Origin of the sequence: Arthrobacter sp. YN (assembly GCF_002224285.1) — a bacterium.
Taxonomy (GTDB): domain Bacteria; phylum Actinomycetota; class Actinomycetes; order Actinomycetales; family Micrococcaceae; genus Arthrobacter.
This window is the reverse complement of sequence record NZ_CP022436.1, coordinates 1,558,522-1,576,239: the sequence shown is the minus strand read 5'-3', so window position 1 is coordinate 1,576,239 and position 17,718 is coordinate 1,558,522. Positions and strand designations below refer to the sequence as shown.

General features: G+C 64.6%; 20 protein-coding genes. 15 read left to right on the top strand and 5 right to left on the bottom strand.

Translation table 11 applies throughout. From position 1 onward, the window contains the following. The first annotated feature begins 30 nt into the window (after positions 1 to 30). From CGK93_RS07205 to CGK93_RS07195, 3 genes are read left to right on the top strand one after another with little or no spacing between them, the layout of a single operon-like run. Entirely contained in the window at positions 31 to 1,416 is a 1,386-nt protein-coding gene (locus tag CGK93_RS07205; protein ID WP_089594233.1) for an FAD-dependent oxidoreductase, read from the top strand. A gap of 34 nt (positions 1,417 to 1,450) precedes the next feature. Next, positions 1,451 to 2,107 carry an arsenate reductase ArsC gene (locus tag CGK93_RS07200; RefSeq protein WP_089594232.1) on the top strand — a complete coding sequence of 219 codons (657 nt, stop codon included), beginning with the start codon at positions 1,451 to 1,453 and terminating at the stop codon, positions 2,105 to 2,107. After that, positions 2,107 to 2,523 carry an arsenate-mycothiol transferase ArsC gene (locus CGK93_RS07195; protein WP_089594231.1) on the top strand — a complete coding sequence of 139 codons (417 nt, stop codon included), beginning with the start codon at positions 2,107 to 2,109 and terminating at the stop codon, positions 2,521 to 2,523. Before CGK93_RS07200 ends, CGK93_RS07195 begins: the two co-directional genes overlap by 1 nt. Positions 2,524 to 2,599: 76 nt before the next feature. On the opposite strand, the gene CGK93_RS07190 is transcribed toward CGK93_RS07195, so the two are convergent. Together CGK93_RS07190 and CGK93_RS07185 are read right to left on the bottom strand one after the other, a co-directional pair. Further along, positions 2,600 to 3,031, bottom strand: a complete 432-nt coding sequence (locus tag CGK93_RS07190; protein WP_232481569.1) for a hypothetical protein — start codon at positions 3,029 to 3,031, stop codon at positions 2,600 to 2,602. After that, entirely contained in the window at positions 3,013 to 3,444 is a 432-nt protein-coding gene (locus tag CGK93_RS07185) for a LexA family protein (protein ID WP_026547099.1), read from the bottom strand. Before CGK93_RS07185 ends, CGK93_RS07190 begins: the two co-directional genes overlap by 19 nt. A 259-nt stretch (positions 3,445 to 3,703) precedes the next feature. Between CGK93_RS07185 and CGK93_RS07180 the strand changes: the two genes are divergently transcribed. Continuing rightward, on the top strand, positions 3,704 to 4,135 hold the full coding sequence (locus CGK93_RS07180; protein ID WP_089594229.1) for a hypothetical protein: 432 nt from the start codon (positions 3,704 to 3,706) through the stop codon (positions 4,133 to 4,135). A 24-nt stretch (positions 4,136 to 4,159) separates the two neighbouring features. Here CGK93_RS07180 and CGK93_RS07175 read toward each other — a convergent pair whose 3' ends face one another. Next, positions 4,160 to 4,756, bottom strand: a complete 597-nt coding sequence (locus tag CGK93_RS07175; RefSeq protein WP_089594228.1) for a dihydrofolate reductase family protein — start codon at positions 4,754 to 4,756, stop codon at positions 4,160 to 4,162. 53 nt (positions 4,757 to 4,809) lie between these two features. After that, positions 4,810 to 4,938 (bottom strand): hypothetical protein, encoded by a 129-nt coding sequence (locus CGK93_RS24360; RefSeq protein WP_269768475.1) that lies wholly within the window; start codon positions 4,936 to 4,938, stop codon positions 4,810 to 4,812. Between CGK93_RS24360 and CGK93_RS07170 the strand changes: the two genes are divergently transcribed. The 11 genes from CGK93_RS07170 to CGK93_RS07120 all read left to right on the top strand — a co-directional run bounded on the left by CGK93_RS07170 (position 4,937) and on the right by CGK93_RS07120 (position 16,785). Then, positions 4,937 to 5,368: a hypothetical protein gene (locus CGK93_RS07170; RefSeq protein ID WP_089594227.1), complete on the top strand. Its 432-nt coding sequence runs from the start codon at positions 4,937 to 4,939 to the stop codon at positions 5,366 to 5,368. The genes CGK93_RS24360 and CGK93_RS07170 overlap by 2 nt on opposite strands. A gap of 148 nt (positions 5,369 to 5,516) precedes the next feature. Further along, a complete protein-coding gene (locus tag CGK93_RS24355) occupies positions 5,517 to 8,216 on the top strand; it encodes a GMC oxidoreductase (protein WP_089594226.1) in 2,700 nt (899 codons plus the stop codon). Next, complete coding sequence (locus CGK93_RS07160; RefSeq protein ID WP_089594225.1) at positions 8,213 to 10,261, top strand: hypothetical protein; 2,049 nt, start codon at positions 8,213 to 8,215, stop codon at positions 10,259 to 10,261. Before CGK93_RS24355 ends, CGK93_RS07160 begins: the two co-directional genes overlap by 4 nt. After that, positions 10,258 to 11,313, top strand: a complete 1,056-nt coding sequence (locus CGK93_RS07155) for an esterase (RefSeq protein ID WP_089594224.1) — start codon at positions 10,258 to 10,260, stop codon at positions 11,311 to 11,313. Before CGK93_RS07160 ends, CGK93_RS07155 begins: the two co-directional genes overlap by 4 nt. Next, positions 11,310 to 12,293 carry an acetoacetate decarboxylase family protein gene (locus CGK93_RS07150; RefSeq protein WP_089594223.1) on the top strand — a complete coding sequence of 328 codons (984 nt, stop codon included), beginning with the start codon at positions 11,310 to 11,312 and terminating at the stop codon, positions 12,291 to 12,293. The genes CGK93_RS07155 and CGK93_RS07150 overlap by 4 nt, the downstream gene beginning before the upstream one ends. Then, on the top strand, positions 12,290 to 12,772 hold the full coding sequence (locus CGK93_RS07145) for a DUF1772 domain-containing protein (RefSeq protein ID WP_089594222.1): 483 nt from the start codon (positions 12,290 to 12,292) through the stop codon (positions 12,770 to 12,772). Before CGK93_RS07150 ends, CGK93_RS07145 begins: the two co-directional genes overlap by 4 nt. Then, a complete protein-coding gene (locus CGK93_RS07140) occupies positions 12,769 to 13,245 on the top strand; it encodes a hypothetical protein (protein ID WP_232481568.1) in 477 nt (158 codons plus the stop codon). The genes CGK93_RS07145 and CGK93_RS07140 overlap by 4 nt, the downstream gene beginning before the upstream one ends. Beyond that, complete coding sequence (locus CGK93_RS07135) at positions 13,242 to 14,597, top strand: patatin-like phospholipase family protein (protein WP_089594221.1); 1,356 nt, start codon at positions 13,242 to 13,244, stop codon at positions 14,595 to 14,597. The genes CGK93_RS07140 and CGK93_RS07135 overlap by 4 nt, the downstream gene beginning before the upstream one ends. A gap of 156 nt (positions 14,598 to 14,753) precedes the next feature. After that, complete coding sequence (locus CGK93_RS07130) at positions 14,754 to 15,674, top strand: FAD-dependent oxidoreductase (RefSeq protein ID WP_089594220.1); 921 nt, start codon at positions 14,754 to 14,756, stop codon at positions 15,672 to 15,674. 136 nt (positions 15,675 to 15,810) lie between these two features. After that, positions 15,811 to 16,503 carry a deoxyribose-phosphate aldolase gene (gene deoC / locus CGK93_RS07125; RefSeq protein WP_089594219.1) on the top strand — a complete coding sequence of 231 codons (693 nt, stop codon included), beginning with the start codon at positions 15,811 to 15,813 and terminating at the stop codon, positions 16,501 to 16,503. Positions 16,504 to 16,557: 54 nt separating this feature from the next. Beyond that, the gene (locus CGK93_RS07120; RefSeq protein ID WP_089594218.1) at positions 16,558 to 16,785 is read left to right on the top strand and encodes a hypothetical protein; all 228 of its coding nucleotides are present in this window, start codon (positions 16,558 to 16,560) and stop codon (positions 16,783 to 16,785) included. Positions 16,786 to 16,908: 123 nt separating this feature from the next. On the opposite strand, the gene CGK93_RS07115 is transcribed toward CGK93_RS07120, so the two are convergent. Further along, a complete protein-coding gene (locus tag CGK93_RS07115) occupies positions 16,909 to 17,718 on the bottom strand; it encodes a metal-dependent hydrolase (protein ID WP_089594217.1) in 810 nt (269 codons plus the stop codon).

The following is a 17,718-nucleotide window of genomic DNA, read 5'->3' as shown; positions in this document are numbered from 1 at the left end:
CCTCACTAACGGATGAAACAAGAGGACAGCATGGATTCAGAGACGAACCTTCCCATAGCAGTGATCGGCGCAGGCCCGGTAGGACTCGCCACCGCGGCCCACCTGCTCGAACGCGGACTCGAACCGGTCATCTTCGAAGCCGGCTCCACCGCCGGTGCCGCCATCGAACAATGGCGGCACATCCGGCTGTTTTCCCCCTGGCGGTTCAACCTCGACGACGCCGCCGTCCGCCTGCTCGAACCCACCAGCTGGGAATCACCCCGCCCCACCGCACTGCCCTACGGCGGCGAACTCATCGACAACTACCTCACCCCGTTGGCGGGTACACCCCAGATCGCTTCCCGGCTCCAGACTGGCTCCCGTGTGATCGCCGTGACCCGGCAGGGCATGGACAAAACCCACGTCCGGGACCGTGACACCACCCCCTTCGTTGTCCGGGTTGAGCACGACGGCGGAGAAACACGGGACCACACCGTCGCTGCCGTCATCGACGCCTCCGGCACCTGGTCCACCCGCAACCCGCTCGGCACCTCCGGCCTGCCCGCCATCGGCGAGAGCACGGCAGCTGACCGGATCTCCTCGCCCCTGCCCGACGTTATTGGCCGCGACCGCGCCGCTTTCGCCGGCCGCCGCGCCCTCGTCGTCGGGGCCGGCCACTCGGCAGCGAACACCCTGATCAACCTCGCAGACCTCGCCAAGGACGAACCCGATACCCGCATCCTGTGGGCCGTCCGCGGCAACTCCGCCGAGAAGGTCTACGGCGGCGGTGACGCCGACGGGCTCCCTGCACGCGGCCAGCTCGGCTCCCGCCTCCGCCGCCTGGTCGAAGCCGGCACCATCGAACTGCACACCGGGTTCGGCATCGCAGCCCTGAAAAACCTCGACTCGCACGTGAGCGTCGAAGCCGTCGATGGACGCACCATCGACGCCGACGTCATCGTCCCCTGCACCGGCTTCCGCCCGGACCTGGAGATCCTGCGGGAACTACGCCTGGACCTGGACCCCGCCGTTGAATCCCCCACCGAGCTCGGCCCGCTGATCGACCCTGAATTCCACTCCTGCGGCACGGTCCCGGCGCACGGCGCGAAGGTTCTGGCCCACCCCGAAAAAGACTTCTACATCGTCGGGATGAAGTCCTACGGCCGGGCACCGACCTTCCTCCTCGCCACCGGCTACGAGCAAGTCCGTTCCGTCGCCGCAGCCCTCGCCGGCGACCAGGAATCAGCGGACACCGTCCACCTTGAACTGCCCGAAACGGGGGTCTGCTCCGCGGACGCCGGTACCAGCTGCGACGTTCCCGCCCCTGTCACCACCGCGTCGCAGGAGCCCGAGTCAGGCTGCTGCTCCACGCCAGAACCGGCATTCGTCGGCTTCCCGACCGGGCTCGCACACGGCCGATCCGGCACCACCAACTAAAGCCAGTCACCAAACCCCCCATTGGAGCACTGTCATGACCGACCACCAGGAAACCACGCTGGGCCTGCAGGACAACACCGAAGTACTCCACCGCATCAGTGACCGGCTCGCCGGACGTTACGCAGGGATCTTCGCCGCAGAAACCGTCGAGCGCTACGTCTTCGAGTCCTACACCGCACTGGCCCGAACCGCGAAGGTCAGCGCCTACCTGCCCGCGACCACCGAGCACTTCGCCAACGACAGGCTCCACGCCCTGGCCAAGTCAAAGGGCTCCCTCGCCTCGGAGATCCCGGAGGTGTTGTTCGTCTGCGTACAGAACGCCGGCCGCTCCCAAATGGCCGCGGCCCTGCTCACGGTCGAAGCCAAAGGCAAAATCCGCGTCCGCTCCGCCGGGTCCCTGCCCGCATCAGAACTCGACGCCAACGTGGTGACAGTTATGAACGAGATGGGCTTGGATCTGGGCAAGGAATACCCCAAACCGCTCACCGACGACGTCGTCCGAGCCTCCGACGTGGTCATCACCATGGGCTGCGGCGACTCCTGCCCGATCTACCCCGGCAAACGCTACGAAGACTGGGAACTCACCGACCCCGCTGACCAGCCCCTCGACACCGTCCGGACCATCCGCGATGAAATCCACGACCGTGTTAAGAACCTGGTCGCCTCCCTGACGAAAGAAGCCGCACTCTAATGACCTCAGAACATCCCGCCGTCCTGTTCGTCTGCAGCAAGAACGGCGGCAAATCCCAGCTCGCCGCAGCTCTCATGCGAGAACTGGCCGGGGATGACGTCGCCGTCTACTCAGCCGGAACAAAGCCCGGCGCGGCTTTGAACGCCCAGTCCGTGGAATCCCTGGCCGAACTGGGCATCGACGTCACCGGCGAGTATCCCAAACCGGTCACCGACGAAGTCCTCAACACCGTGGACGCCGTCATCGTTCTCGGAACCGAAGCCAAACTCGACCCACCGACCGGGAAACGCTTCGAAATCTGGGAAACCGACGAACCCTCAGAACGTGGCATCGAAGGCATGGATCGCATGCGCCTGGTCCGCGACGACATCAAAACCCGCGTCCAAACCCTCTACAGCGACCTCACGACAACCTAACCCGTAAAGGCGCCATCCCAAGCGCCCCGAAACCGGTCCCCAGCACTTGACCGGTTGATGGACCCGGAAGCGCCCATCACGCTGAACGGCGCCCACCTCCTGCGCCGGGCTCGAAAGAGCGCTCCAAGGCAGCGATGAGAACTGCGGACCCCAGCCGATCCAACAGGTCCACCGGCCTGGCGCCGCGAAGCGCCGGGCAACCGGTGACCATCCACGCGGCAAAGTAGTTATGCGGAATCCTCAGGGCCATGGCCCGGACAAACAACCCCATCACCGCGGGGTGAAAGGACAGGTCTTCCCGGAACTGGAAGCCCGGGCAGTACGTGCCATCCGCGGAAAACACCCGCACCACTTGTTGCATCACCGGTTCCGGATCCTCATATATCTGCGCAAGCCGGCTCCGGACCCTTTCCAGGCTTGGCAGGCCGAACTCAGCGCCCATCCGTTCCCACAGCCCGCTGGGAATGGGACCTTGCGTATGGGCCGGACTCAGATGTGGTGCAGGCACGTGGTGGCAACTCCCCAGATGGTGAGTTCGGAAAGGGCCGGCACGCGGATGTCCGGATACTTGGGATTGTCTGCTTGGAGGATCACTCCCGAAGGCGTGACGCGGAGCCTTTTGATGGTCAGTTCACCATCGAGGACAGCCACGACGACGGACCCATCCCTGGGCTCCAGCGCACGGTTGACGATCAGCTCGTCACCATCACTGATCCCGGCACCTTCCATGGACTGCCCCGTCACCCTGACCACAAAAGTGCTGGTGACGTCCTTGATAAGGTGCTCGTTGAGATCGATCCGGCCATCAAAATAGTCCTGCGCCGGCGACGGATACCCGGCCGCCACCGGGAGAGGTGCCAGCAAAACCGACATCAGGGAAAAGCCCGCATCTATCACGCGGGGGCCGACTATCACGCCCACAACACACCTTTATTCGAATATATGTTCGATACTCGAGTGTACAGCGGATGACGGACATTGTTATCAATCCACCAGACTCCTACGGCGCAGGAAGCCGGCGGAGCGTAGGTGGCCGCCGTTCACGCGTCGTGGCGAAAGACAGGTATTTTAGGGAAGGTCAAGCGAACTGGTACTTGGCAGGAACTCAACAAACCACCGTTTTCGGCTGCAGGGTTCACTACCGCGGTGGCCGGACTGTGTATTCGCGCATTGGAGAGCCATGACCGCCCGGAGCAAGGACGTCGCTGATGCGCTCAGCGCCGATGTCACACGCATAGTCAAGGAACGCTACCCGGATGAGCTGGCACGCGCGCAGGCCGTCCACGCACGCTCCGAGAAATTGGTTCTCGCGTTCATGTTCTCCTCGGTTGCGCTGTGGTTCCTCGGTCCGGCCCTGTTCCTGAACGGCCTCATCAGCCCGGTGGTCGCCATCATGGTGCCTGGGCTGCTGACCCTCGGGTTCCTCACGATCGTGCTCGTCTCCATCGTCCGCAACAGGGCTGCGGCGCGACCCATCGTCGAGTACGCGAAGCAATGGGGTCAGAACGTCACCAGTGTGACGAAGAAGGGCATTACCGTCGCCGTCCCGAAGGGCGCCATCACGGTACCCGCGGAGTTCCGTGAGACGCACAGGGTCACCCGCCAGCACTGATACCCCGATGGCGCCGGACCCGGATCAGCGCTGCACCCGATACCGCACGTGGGTGACGAGTCCGGTCCCGCGCGCTTCGATCGGTTCAAGCGTCACGTCCCCAACGCCGTCGAGCAGCCGTTCGCCATCACCCAGGATCACCGGCGAGATGTGAAGCCGCAGTTCGTCCATGAGTCCTGCGGAGAGATACTGACGAGCGGTTTGCGCTCCCCCCGCAATCGCCACATCCCTGTCCCCGGCGGCTTCCCGGGCCTGGGCCAAGGCCGATTCGATGCCGTCAGTGACGAAGTGAAAAGTGGTGCCACCTTCCATCGCCAGCGGCTCGCGCTGGTGATGGGTCAGGACGAAAACAGGTGCATGATACGGCGGTTCCTCACCCCACCAGCCGCGCCATTCCTGATCCCACGGGCCCGATCCGGGACCGGCGAACATGTTCCGGCCCATGATGTAAGCACCAGCTTCGAGGATGCCCGCGATCTCAGCTGCGCTGGCCTCCCGCTCCTCGAACTGCCAACGGTGCAGGCTCTCGCCGCGCTCCCCCAGCGGCTTGTCCAGGGACTGGTTGGGCCCGGCAACAAATCCGTCAAGGGAAACAGTCAAATCACACGTGACACGGCTCATGCGCCCATCCTGCCACCGCACGCCCGGTGCGGCCAGAGGGGCCGGCCCGGCCATCACAGCACCACCTGCATGGCATTCGGGCGGTCTATGCGGCGCATCCGGCGGCGCATCTGTACGGCGGAACGGACGAGTCCTACGCTGAACCTGTGCACCAGCGCGACGACGCGAAAAGAGGCAGCCATGGCACGGGATCCGAAACCCACGTTGGAGCAACTGAACATCCTCGTCGGCGCGTGGGAAACGTCTGTCCCTGGCCAGGAGGTCTCCGGCCGGACGACTTTCGAATGGCTGGAGGGTGGAGGCTTCCTCATCCAACGATCCACGGTCCAGCGGCCGGAGTACCCCAATGCGGTCAGCGTCATTGGTGCCACGGGCTCGGACGGAGCCTTCCAGCAGCACTATTTCGATTCCCGCGGGGTCGCAAGGATCTACGACATGACGCTCAAGGACAACGTATGGATTCTCTTCCGGGACGGCCCGGACTGGCCCCAGCGCTTCGTTGGCCGCTTCACCGAAGACAGCAACACCATCACCGCCCGCCTGGAGCGCGGCACCTACCCGGGCGGGCCGCTGGAGCACGACTTCGACATGATCTACACCCGCATTGTTTAGCGCACTCTGAACCCAAGTACTCCACCTCATTTACAGATCCCCTGCCCGGTGGGAACATAAGCCCCATAGTCCGCGGAGGCATCGCCCGGCCACACCCGGCGCCGTCAGCTGCAGCTATGTAGTCAGCTCTCCTCTGAGAGGAACGGCCATGGGTCGTCTGGGGACCGGGAACAGTGGGGATGCGGGGTCTGAGCCCGCGTCTGATCCGCCACGCCACCGTGGCAGTGGCATCGAAAAAGTCGACGCCGTGGTGGTGGGCTCCGGCTTTGGAGGTTCCGTTGCGGCGCTTCGACTGGCCGAGGCCGGACAGTCCGTTGTGCTCATGGAGCGGGGCAAACCGTACCCGCCGGGCAGCTTCGCGCGCTCGCCGTCGGAGATGGGCCGCAACTTCTGGGATCCGGACCGCGGCTTGTACGGACTCTTTGATGCCTGGACGTTCCGCGGCACGGAGGGACTGGTGTCCAGCGGGTTGGGCGGCGGCTCACTCATCTATGCCAATGTCCTCCTGCGCAAGGACGAAAAGTGGTTCGTGAACGAGTCCCCCATCCCCGGCGGTGGTTACGAGAACTGGCCCTTCACCCGGGCTGACCTTGATCCTTATTACGATGCCGCCGAAGCCATGCTGCAGCCTGTCCCGTACCCCTACAAGGACACCGCGAAGACCCTTGCCATGGAGAAGTCCGCCGCGAATCTGGGACTGTCCATCACCCGACCCCCCATTGCGGTCACGTTCTCAGCGGCGCCTGACACGGAGCCGCTGACCAATCACGCTTTGCCCCTGCCCGGCTACGGCAGCATCCACGGTCCCGCCACGGTGCGGACCACCTGCACGCTCAGCGGTGAATGCGACATCGGATGCAACGCCGGCGCCAAGAACACGCTGGACCACAACTACGTCTCAGCAGCGGCCTTCAGGGGTGCCGACGTCCGAACGTTCCACGACGTCCGCGGTATCCGGCCCCTGGACTCTGGGACGCAGGGCGGTGGCTATGAAGTCCGCTACGTGGTGCACCACCCGGATCGCCACGCCGAACTTCTGACAGAGCGCATCATCCATTGCCGCCGGCTCATCCTGGGTGCCGGCACGTTCGGCACCAACTTCCTCCTGCTCCGCAACCGTGGCTCACTTCCGGCGCTCAGCGACGCCCTGGGCACCCGTTTCAGCGGCAACGGCGACCTTTTGACGTTCATCATGGGCGCCAAGACTCCCCCGGCCAACGGCTCACGCCCGGGTGTCCGCACGTTGACCGGCAGTCGCGGCCCCGTGATCACCACAGCCATCAGGGTCCCGGATTCGAACGACGACGACGGCGATGGTCGCGGCTACTACGTGGAGGATGCCGGGTATCCGGCTTTCATGAACTGGCTCATGGAAACAGCCCAGCTGCGCACCACCATGAAGCGGACCGTGAAAGTGGCCGGGCAGCTGCTCAAGGACAGGCTGTTCGACGCCGGCCGTTCCAACGTATCCGCCGACCTCGCCGCAGCATTGGGCGACGGCCGATTGTCGTCCAGTTCGGTGCCCCTGCTGGGAATGGGAAGGGACATTCCCGACGGCGTCATGACCCTTCGCGACGGGAGGCTGGCCATCGCCTGGACCATGGCGACGTCCAAGGAGTACTTCGGCCGCGTCCGCGAAACCATGGAGGCGATTTCCAAGGACCTGGACGGGGACTTCATTGACAACCCCCTGTGGTGGGCCAAGCGCGTCATTACGGTTCACCCCATTGGAGGAGCCCCCTCCGGCCGTCATCCGGGGGAAGCAGTCTGCGATTCGTATGGCGAGGTGTTCGGATACCCGGGATTATTCGTGGTTGATGGAGCCGCGATGCCTGGTCCGGTGGGCGCCAACCCATCCCTGACCATCGCGGCGTTCGCAGAACGTACCTGCGCCCACATCATCGAGAACGCGGACAAGGCGCGTCACCGGGGTATCCGTCCGGAAGATGCGGAGGGCTCCGGCGGGCCCAGTGAAAAGGTGGCCGTTGAGCGGGAGGCAGCCGGCGCCGTCGTCGATGTCGGTGCATCCGCTCCGCGCGCGTTGGCGCCGGACGCTACCAAGGGCAAGGCGGCACCAGAGGAACAGCCTGCGAGCGCAGTGTCTGAGATGCCTCAGGTGCGCAGCCGCGGGCTCGGCAGGCCTGGCGCTCCCGACGCTCCTGATCAGGAGACCACGTCCGTGCGGTTCACCGAGCAGATGCACGGTTGGTTCAGTCCCGGCATCACCGATCCGGAAAAGGGGCGGAGCCTGGGCCGGGACCGCAGCCGGAAGATCATGTTCGAGCTGACCATTATCGCCCAGGACATGGAGGCGTTCGCGACCGATCCGAACCACCCGGCTAAAGCTGAGGGCTACGTCCTGGCGGACTACTTTGGTGGCCGGATGCCGGTAGAGCGGGGCTGGTTCAATCTGTTTGTGCAGGACGCGTCCGACGACGGCGCACCAGCCAGGCGCATGCTCTACCGGTTGTGGCTGCGGGACCCGGGCGGCACGCCGTTCACTTTCACCGGGCACAAACTGATCCATAACGAGGCTGGTTCCGACCTCTGGGCGGACACCACCACCCTGTACGCCACCATCCTCCGTGGCCATGTGCCGCCGGATGTTGTGCCGCCGGATACCGAACAGCCTGCTGCAAGCGGCGCTGCCCAAGCAGGCGTCGTTGGCGCCGGCATCCTCTACATCCGGCCTCTCGACTTCGCCAGGCAACTCACCACGTTCCGGGCCGAAGGACCGGCCCCGGCCGCAGGCTTGGTGACCTTCGGGAAGCTGTTCGCCGGCGAACTCTGGCAGGTCTACGGGCAGGGCCTCAGACGTGTCCCGTTCCCGTTCACGTCAAAGCAATGAAAAGCCGGGAGCTCGCGAAACACCATGCCGCGCTGGGCTTCACACCCCAGACGGCGGTTCGTTGGCTCTCGCCCATGTCCTTGGCCAGAACCGCGTTGAAGGTCGCGGCGGCCACGGTCTTTGCCGATTTTGGCGATAAGCGCGAGCTTGAGGGCAGCTTTCCGGCGGACCCCCTGCGCTTGGACAAACTTCCCGTCCCGGGCCAACCGGCGCAACCCGTTGCCAGCAGCCGTGGGCTTCCCTCGCCTGCCGATCTCGAGGATGAGCGCGCAGTGACTCCGGCGGCAACGGAGATGTGGCTCGACTTCACGGCCGACCTCGGCGATGGCTTCGACGCCACCTACACAGTGGCGTCCTTGCTGGCCCAGGATACGCTGACGGTGGACGGGCATGAACTTCCCCGCGGCAGGGTGCTGGTCCTTGGCGGGGACGAGGTCTACCCGGTGGCGTCCCCAGCCGCATACGAGAACCGCATGGCGGGCCCATACCGGACGGCATTCCCACCTGCGTTGCGAGGCCCGCTCAGCGCCCCGGGAAGCGCCGACGCCGCGCCCGGCGGACCCCACAACGCGCCTCCGGTCATGCTGGCGCTTCCCGGCAACCACGATTGGTACGACGGCCTCACCTCATTCATCCGGGTGTTCACCAGGCAACGGAGCATCGGAAGCTGGCGGACCATCCAAAACCGGAGCTACTTTGCCGTCCGGCTGACCGGAACCCCTCCCGGACCGGGCCGGAACGGCACCCCCGGCTGGTGGCTGCTGGGCCTGGACAGCCAATTGGGGCAGTACATCGACGAACCTCAACTGGACTATTTCTACCGGAACGTTACTCTGCAACTGCAGCCCGGCGATGCGATCATCCTCTGCGTCGCCGCACCGTTCTGGGTTGACGCCACTCAACCTGGGTGGGGTGAATTCCGGCAGGTGAACTTCTTCGAGCAGGACTACCTGCGCCGCCGCTTCAACCCTGACACGGGCCTGTTCGACGCCACGGGTGCCAGCGTCAGGCTCTGGCTCACCGGAGATCTCCACCACTACTCCCGCTATGAGGACGCCCCTTCCCAAAATCACTCCCCCAACCAGCACCAGACCACGGATCCGGGCAGGACCCAGATGATCACCTGCGGGCTGGGCGGCGCGTACCTCTCGGATACCCACGGGCTGCCGCAACATCTCACCCTGCCTGCCGACTCGGCCGCTCCCGGTGAATCATCCAGCGTGCGGCACACACAGCAGTCGGGCACACAACAAACAGCCACACAACAGACAGGCACAGGCCGCATCTTCGCCCGCACGCCCACCACATTCCCCGGCCAAGGGGACTCCCGCCTGCTCGGCCCGCAACTGGCCAACCCCTTCTCACAGTTCTGGCTCCCCATCCGCAACCCCGGTTTCGGACTATCGCTGGGCATCATGCATGTGGTGGCCGCCCTGACGCTGTGGACGGTCTTCAGCGCCTTTCGCGGGGAAGGATTCGTGGACAGCCTGCGCAGCCTGACCCGCGGAGACACCCCGGTACTTGTCATTGTCCTGATCCTTGCAGGGCCGCTCCTCCTGGCGGTTGCCTCATTGCTCGCGCGTTCGTTGGGCGTGGGCCAGGAGGGCATCGTCGTTTTCGCCCGCGGCGCGTTGTACCAACTGTCCGCACTCGCGGTGACTACCGCCGTCGTGATCCTGGTTCCTTGGCCGGCGAGCTGGCCGGACGTCGTGATCCTGCTCCTGGTGCTTGCCTTGGTACATCTGGGCGGGTGGGCACTGGGCAGCGAGGCCTTCGCCCTGTACATCCTGGCGACGCCCAGCGGCGAGGTGGCCTCGTGGAAAATGTCCGGCCAGGCGATCGAGGACCATAAAGGCTTCCTCCGCATCCACCTCTCGTCCGACGCCAACCTCACTGTCTACCCGCTGATGGTGGACACCGTCTGCCGTGATTGGCACCTGGCAGCGAACGACGACGGCGCGCGGCTGGTTCCGGTGACCGGTTTGCCTGCCGTGCGGCTGCTTGAAGAACCCATCACCATCGCACGGAAGGGAAGCACCCCATGACCATCACCCGTGCCGAGCACAGGACCGAGGTCATTCCTCTCCGTGCCCGGGACAACACGCCCTTGAGCCTGGTCCACGTCACTTCACCCCTTGAAGCGGTCAAAGGGCCGGTAATTCTGGTTCACGGTTCCGGAGTGCGGGCCGAGCTGTTCAGGCCGCCGGTCCGCACCACCATCGTCGATGTCCTCCTCGAAGACGGCTGGGATGTTTGGATGCTGAACTGGCGGGCATCGATCGACCTTGATCCCCTGTCCTGGACGCTTGCCGACGCCGCCGTGTATGACCATCCGTCCGCCGTCGAGCACGTCCTGAATGCTACCGGCGCGGAGACCATGAAAGCCGTGATCCATTGCCAGGGCTCTACGTCGTTCACGATGTCGGCCGTGGCGGGGCTGCTGCCGCAGGTGGACACCATCGTGTCCAACGCAGTGTCCCTGCACCCCGTCGTGCCGGCGTTCTCGCGGCTGAAAATCAACTACCTCACGCCCGTGGTCAAAGCCTTCACGCCGTACCTGTCGCCGGCGTGGGGGTACAAGTCCCAGGGCTACTTCACCCGGGCCATCCGGGGCCTGGTCAAAGCCACCCACCATGAATGCGACAACACCGTCTGCAAGATGGTCAGCTTCACCTACGGCAGCGGCCGCCCCGCGCTCTGGTCCCATGAGAACCTCGACGACGCCACCCACCAATGGCTCACCGGCGAGTTCGCCGAGGTGCCCGTGACGTTCTTCGAGGAAATGGGCCGCAGCATCAAAGCCGGGCACATGGTGGCCGCCGGCGAGCATCCGGAATTGCCGGACAACCTGGTGGCCGAAGCCCCGCAGACCGATGCGAGGTTCGCGTTCATCGCTGGTCTGGACAACCTGTGCTTCCTGCCCGAAAGCCAGCAACGCACCTACGAATTCTTCCAGAAGCACCGCCCCGGGAAGGATTCACTCCACCTCATCCCCGGCTACGGCCACTTGGACGTCTTCTTCGGCGAGCACGCCTGGCAGGACACCTTCCCCATCATCGTCGACGAACTGAACCGAACCCCGGAGTCGAAGCCATGAAAAACCTCACCGAACTGGCCGTACCCTTGCTCAAGCTCCTCCCGTCACCTGTTCCGCGGAGGCAGGAACGGCTTCGCGGGCAGCATGCGTTCGCGGACGGGATCAAATACGTCATGCCGGTCAATTCCGATGACTCGCCGGTGCTGATGGCGGCCTTCCCCATCAATAAGCGCGCAGCCGCCGCTGCACTCCCCGGTTCGGAAATGCGGCCGTTCACCCTCGGCGGCAAAGGGCTGCTGGTGGTGACAGTGGTCAACTACAAATCCACGGACATCGGCAAGTACATCGAGTACTCCCTGGCCATCGCCATCACGCATGGCAGCAGGCCTGCCCCGCCCATCCTTCCGCTGCTTTTCCAAAAAACGTTCAAGCTCGGCCAGTTCGTGGTGGACCTGCCCGTCAGTTCCGAAGTCTCCGTCAAAGGGGGCAAAGGAATCTGGGGCATGCCCAAACACCAGGCCAACCTGGACTTCGTGGTTACGGACACCACCGTGTCAGCCCAATACGACAAGGACGGCCAGTTGGGTTGCTACATCGAAATTGAACGGCCGGCGGCACCAGGGGCAACCCAGCTTCCCCTCAAACTTGCCGCGTCCAACTACTGCGTGTTCCGGAACATGCTCTGGAAATCGGACATCTACTTCGAAGCCACCGGGGACATCGCCCTCGGCGCCCAGGCCAAGGCCCGTCTTATCCTCGGTGACGCGCCCGGCGTCGAACCTCTAAAGGACCTGCAAGTAGAGAGCAAACCGGTGTTCACCGCCTGGCTGCCCCAAGCCCACGGGGTCCTGGATGACCACTACGAAGCGTGGTTCCTCACTGCTCCCACCCAGTTGGAGGCCGTGGCCCTTCGCGGCGGGGACATGATGGACAGCGTGGTGGACCTGGGCCAAGGGCAGGAATGGCTGGCACCACCGGACCGGAGCCGGATCCCGGGCGCTGCCGCACCAAGTGCCGGCCCCCGTGGTGGTGCCCAGTGAACTGGCTGCTCCTGCTCAACGCCCTCTACTTCCTCTTCGGAGCCACCATGTATGTGGGCACCATGTGGGTCCTCAAGTTCTTCCTCTACCCCACCTGGGAATCGTTGGCCCGGGACAACGTGGACATGCACTTCGGCATCCCCACCCGGGCTGCCACCAAGTTTTTCACCATCGTGGTGCCCGTCATGTTCATCTCCGGCGGCATTCTCGTGTGGTCCGAATGGGGAACCGTCCGGGTCATCCCCGCCATCATTTGCCTGCTGGGAATCATCGTCCTGACCTGGGTGGGCCAAGGGATCATCATCCCCATCAACGTCCGGATCCGTGGCGGCGACTTCGCGGACGATGCCGAGCTCCGGTCGCTGCTCAAACGCTGGATGATGCTCAACGACATCCGTTTCTACGTCTCCACCCTGACCTGGGCCGCCATGGTCTGGCTGTTGGTGGACCGCGGCCGGCTGCTGGAGTCCTACGCGTGACCGCGCACCAGCCGGCACACTCGGGGCGCCACCCCCGAAAAACACACCCGCCCGGCACCGTTGCCTGGGCCGTGGCCGATCCCCTCCGCGCCGTGCTCGCGGTCATCGCCGTCATTACCGTCCTGACCGGAGCCGTGCAAGTCCCGTTTGGCGGGCAAGTCCTGCAACTCATCGGCGCGGACTCCACCCCTGAAACCCGCCAACTCTTCGGCACTGTGGGAATGTTCATGGTGGTGGTCGGCGGACTGCTCCTCCACACCCTGCTCAACGCTGTTCCCTCCCCGGAAGTGGTGCTGTGGTCCGGGCTCCAGAAAACCGGCGCGTTCGGGGCCGTGGGCATCGGCGTCCTCAATGGTGTCTTCGCGCCCGTTGCTCTGTTGGTGGCCTTCTTTGACCTCGCAACCGGCATTGTCCTCTTCATCTATTGGCGCCGTCTCAGCGCCGCACCTGCCAACAGCGGGCTGGCAGGATGAAACACACGGCAAAGCGTTCCCTGGTCCTCGCCGGTGGCGGCATGCGGGTGGCTTGGCAGGCCGGAGTGGTGAAGGCGCTCACCGAGGAAGGCCTGGAATTCCAGCACGTTGACGGCACCTCCGGCGGGATCCTCACGGCCGGCATGATTCTCTCCGGCGTCTCGCCGGAGGAAATGTGTGCCCGGTGGTCGGGCGTCGACGTCAAGGACTTCGGCTCAGCACTGCCCGTGGGCGACTATCTCAAGGGTCCGTGGTCGTTGCCCGCCGTTGGCGACGCGGACGGGATCCTCGGCAAGGTCTTCCCCGCCTTGGGCATCAACGACGCCACCATCCGGGCCCGCGCAGCGGAACCGGACGCCGTCGAGGGTTCCTTCAACGTGGTGGAGTTCACCGGGAAGCGCTGCCACGCCATCGACGCCACGGACATTGATGCCGGGCTCATGGCTGCCGGCATGTCACTTCCGATCTTCCTGACGCCCCTGCGCCGGGACGGAAAGGTCTGGACCGACGCCGTCTGGATCAGGGACGCCAACGTGGCCGAAGCGCTGCGGCGTGGGGCCGACGAAGTGTGGCTGGTCTGGTGCATCGGAAATACGCCCTACTGGGGCGACGGACCGCTGGAACAGTACGTGCACATGATCGAGATGAGTGCCATGGGCGCCCTCCTGGCTGATTTCGATGCTGCCGACGCCGCTGGTCGCGATTTTGTGCTGCACGTAGTCCGTCCCCGGCATCCCCTTCCTCTGGATCCGGAGTTCTACCTGGGCAGGATCGACGCCGATACGCTGATCGGCATGGGCTACAGGGACGCCCGAGCCTACCTCGATTCGATGACTGACGCCGGCTTGGCCAAGGATGCCAACTGCACGGCGATGACAGAACCTGCGCCGGGTGTCCGCATCAACGACACGCTCCGGGGCGAACTGGACGGATCGCCCGTGACGTTCAAAGCCACGGTGGTCCTTCCCTCCGATCCCGGGGACGAAGCGCCGCAGCTCAGTGGCTATCTGGAACACTCCCGGTTCGGGCGGGTCTTCCTGGCGGGCGGGCGCGTAGAGACCCACGGCGACGACGTCACCTACCGTGCCCGCATAAGGGTCGACGGCGGCTGGCAGAGTCTTGTGGTGACCCGCACGTTACGCGATGACCCGGGACCGGATGCCTGGGCGGATTCGCGGCGAGCCAGGCTGGAAGTGGGTGGACTGGTTACCGATCTGACCATGAGCCTGGCCGATGCCGGCGGCCTTCTGGCTTCCGTTGAACCCGTGGGCGCCCACGGACTCGTGGACCGCGCAGGCGCGGTGGCAGGCTTCACGGGGAACGGTTTCCGCGAGTTCCTGCGCCGATACTGACGCCGGCGGCAGACCCAGTGTGACGTACGTTATTACCGGCCGGTAAACACCACGCTTCAGATGCGCCAAAGATGGCAACAGCGGGGAAACACCCGCGAAAAACCGGCCGCCTACGCTGATGATCAACAGCAGGTCATCTGAGCGAAAGGGCCAAACATGTCCTCCACCCCGTCCGCACCCTCCGTCCACATCGTGATCGCAGGCGCAGGTCCCGCCGCCCAGGCTTTGGTGCGGCGGCTTGCGGGAAGGTCAGACTCCCGGCAACGCGCGTTCGATGGAACCATCACCGTCCTCAGTAACCGCGATGAGTGCCCGGACGCTTTGCTGGAACTCGCCGAGCTCCCCCAGGTTTCGGTCCGCTTCGGGCAGCCTGCCAGCTTCATCGACTCCGACGCCAAAATGGTCACCACAGTGGATGGCCTGGAATTCTCCTACGACCAACTGGTCATCGCCACCGGTTCTGCCCCTTCCCTCCCGCCCGTAGCCGGAGCCGAATCCGGCCTGAGCTACTCCACCATCGACGACGCCGCCACCATCGGTGAAGCCGTCAAGGAGGTCACGAGGATGGTGGGCCGCCGTCCCCTCGGAATCCTGGTGGGCAGTGGGCCTGCCGCGGGCCAGGCAGAGGCCGTCCTCCGTGCCCGTGGAGTCCGTCCCGTCCGGACCACCCTTCGCCCCGCTGCGGTGATTGCCGAACCCACTCCTGTCGCTTCCACAACTCCTGTTGCTTCCACTGCCGCAGCCGCGCCGGGCTCCAACCTGCCGGCCACTGGCATCCTGTTCGAGGACGGCAGCAGCATGAAGGGCGACCTCGTGGTCATTGCCGAGGAACGCACGGCCCGTAACGACCTCGCCGAGAGCGCCGGCTTGGCGGTGGCGTCCGACGGCGGCATTTCCGTGGGGCGCGACCTCGCGACTTCCGTCCCGGGCATTTGGGCGATCGGCGACGCCGCTTCGTGCGACGGCCTCCGCCTGGGTCTGCTCCTCTCCGCTGAGTCTTCTGCGATGTTGTGCGCTTCCGGCATGCTGTTGGGCACACGGGGCAGCTCTGATCAGCAGGTCCCGATGGCGGCTTAGCCCGTCCTGTGTGCCCGCCTTCCACGGCACCCAGGCCCTCCCTGCGGCAGGCAACCCATGTGGCAAGATGGTCCTTTGACGGGCAGTGACAACCCTGCGGCCACCGGGCCGGCCACGCCCTGCACGGAAGGATCCCATGAGCAACCAAGCCGTCGCCCCGGCGAACATCGCCTCCTACATCGACCACACATTGCTGAAGCCGGAGGCCAGTGAAACAGACGTCCTCAAGGTCTGCGCCGAGGCCATCGAATACCGGTTCAAGTCCGTCTGCGTGAACCCGGTCTGGGTCAAGACCGTCACCAAGGCCCTCAAAGGTTCCGGTGTGCTGACGTGTTCGGTCATCGGATTCCCGCTGGGCGCCACGCCCAGCGACGTCAAGTCTTTTGAAGCCCGTGGAGCAGTGCTCGATGGTGCGGACGAGATCGACATGGTGATCAACATGGCCTCTGCCCGGGCCAACGACAAGGGTGCACTGGTGGACGACATCAAGGCTGTAGCCGAGACGGTCCACGCCGGTGAGGCCATCCTGAAGGTCATCATCGAGACGTCCATGCTGACCGACGAGCAGAAGGTCATCGCCTGCGAAGCGGCCGTGGAAGCAGGTGCGGACTTCGTGAAGACCTCCACCGGCTTCAATGGCGGAGGCGCAACTGCCGAGGACGTCGCCTTGATGCGCAAGACCGTTGGACCGGACCTCGGGGTCAAAGCCTCCGGTGGAGTGCGCTCCCTGGCCGATGCACAGGCTATGATTGCTGCTGGTGCAACACGTATCGGAGCAAGTTCCGGAATTGCCATCGTCAAGGGTGAACAAGGTTCATCCGCCTACTGAGGCTTCCGCAACTGCCAGAGAATTTTTGAGCCCCGCGGGGCCGAGGAGGAACGAATGTCCAAGAACGCAACAAGCGCCCCCATTGAACGTGAGAACAACCTGGGCACAAGCATTGTGCTGTTCGTGGTCATGATCGTGCTCTTCCTGGGCTCCATCTACTCGCTGTCCTTCCTGAGCTTGGACAACCCGTGGCCGATGGCCGTTTGCCTGGGCCTCTTCGCGCTGGCTTTCTGGATCCCGCAGACCATTCTTGGCCGTTCTGATTCCGCAGGCGAAAGCTAAACCCTTAGATACAGCGAAGAAGCGGCCCAGGTTCATGCCTGGGCCGCTTTCTTTTAAGCCAATTGGACGCCCGCTGGCGATGCAGCCAGGAGCGAGCCCCTCAGCGGCGAGCCCGTCAGGCCGTCACGGTAACTGCACCACACCGCCCAATGCCGCCAAAACGCCGGGCCAGTGCTGTTGCGCCAGTGTCCATGCCGCGGCTCCCATGCCCACCATGGCATAGCCGCTGACGGGAATCAGGACCAGCCACTCACGCCGGGAACCAGCCCGCCCCAGCAGTGGAATGGAGAAGGCCCCGTTGGACCGCCAAATTCCGCTGATCAACGATTTGCGCAGGAATTTAGGCGGCTTGATGACAATCGGCCACAACAGCGGCACTCCCCCAACCGTGATCATGTCCCCCACAATGTGCACCACCACGCCGGTGAGCATGGACAGCGGCAACCAACCCCACTGATCCGGCGCAAACCAGGTCACCAGGCCGGCCATGACCAATGCGAACAGCCAGTTGGTAATCCAGCCTGACTTCGGAAACAGGTTCAACGCCTTGGCTGCCAGGTTGATCATGAACATGCACAGCAGCCCCGCGCCCACAGACAACTTCCCCATGGGCGTCACCATCTGGAACTGTGCGGCCATTGCTGCCAGCACAACAAAGGCCGAGGCCCCCAACAGGGAATGCGTCCCTTGGCGGTGCCCGCCGCTGGCCTTCTCAATTCCCACCGCAATCATGTTGGACAACGGCGGCAGGGAATTGGCGATGGTGCTGTGGCGGTGGTCCCAGTCGACCACCAAAGCAGTTCCCGCCGTCGCCATGGCGCCGATCAGGATCCCCGTGGAATCCAACGGGTACCAACCCAGGGCATACGGACCGGTTGAGGCAATAGCGATCCACGCCGCGGCTCCCGACGCGGCGTGATGTCCTCCCATCAT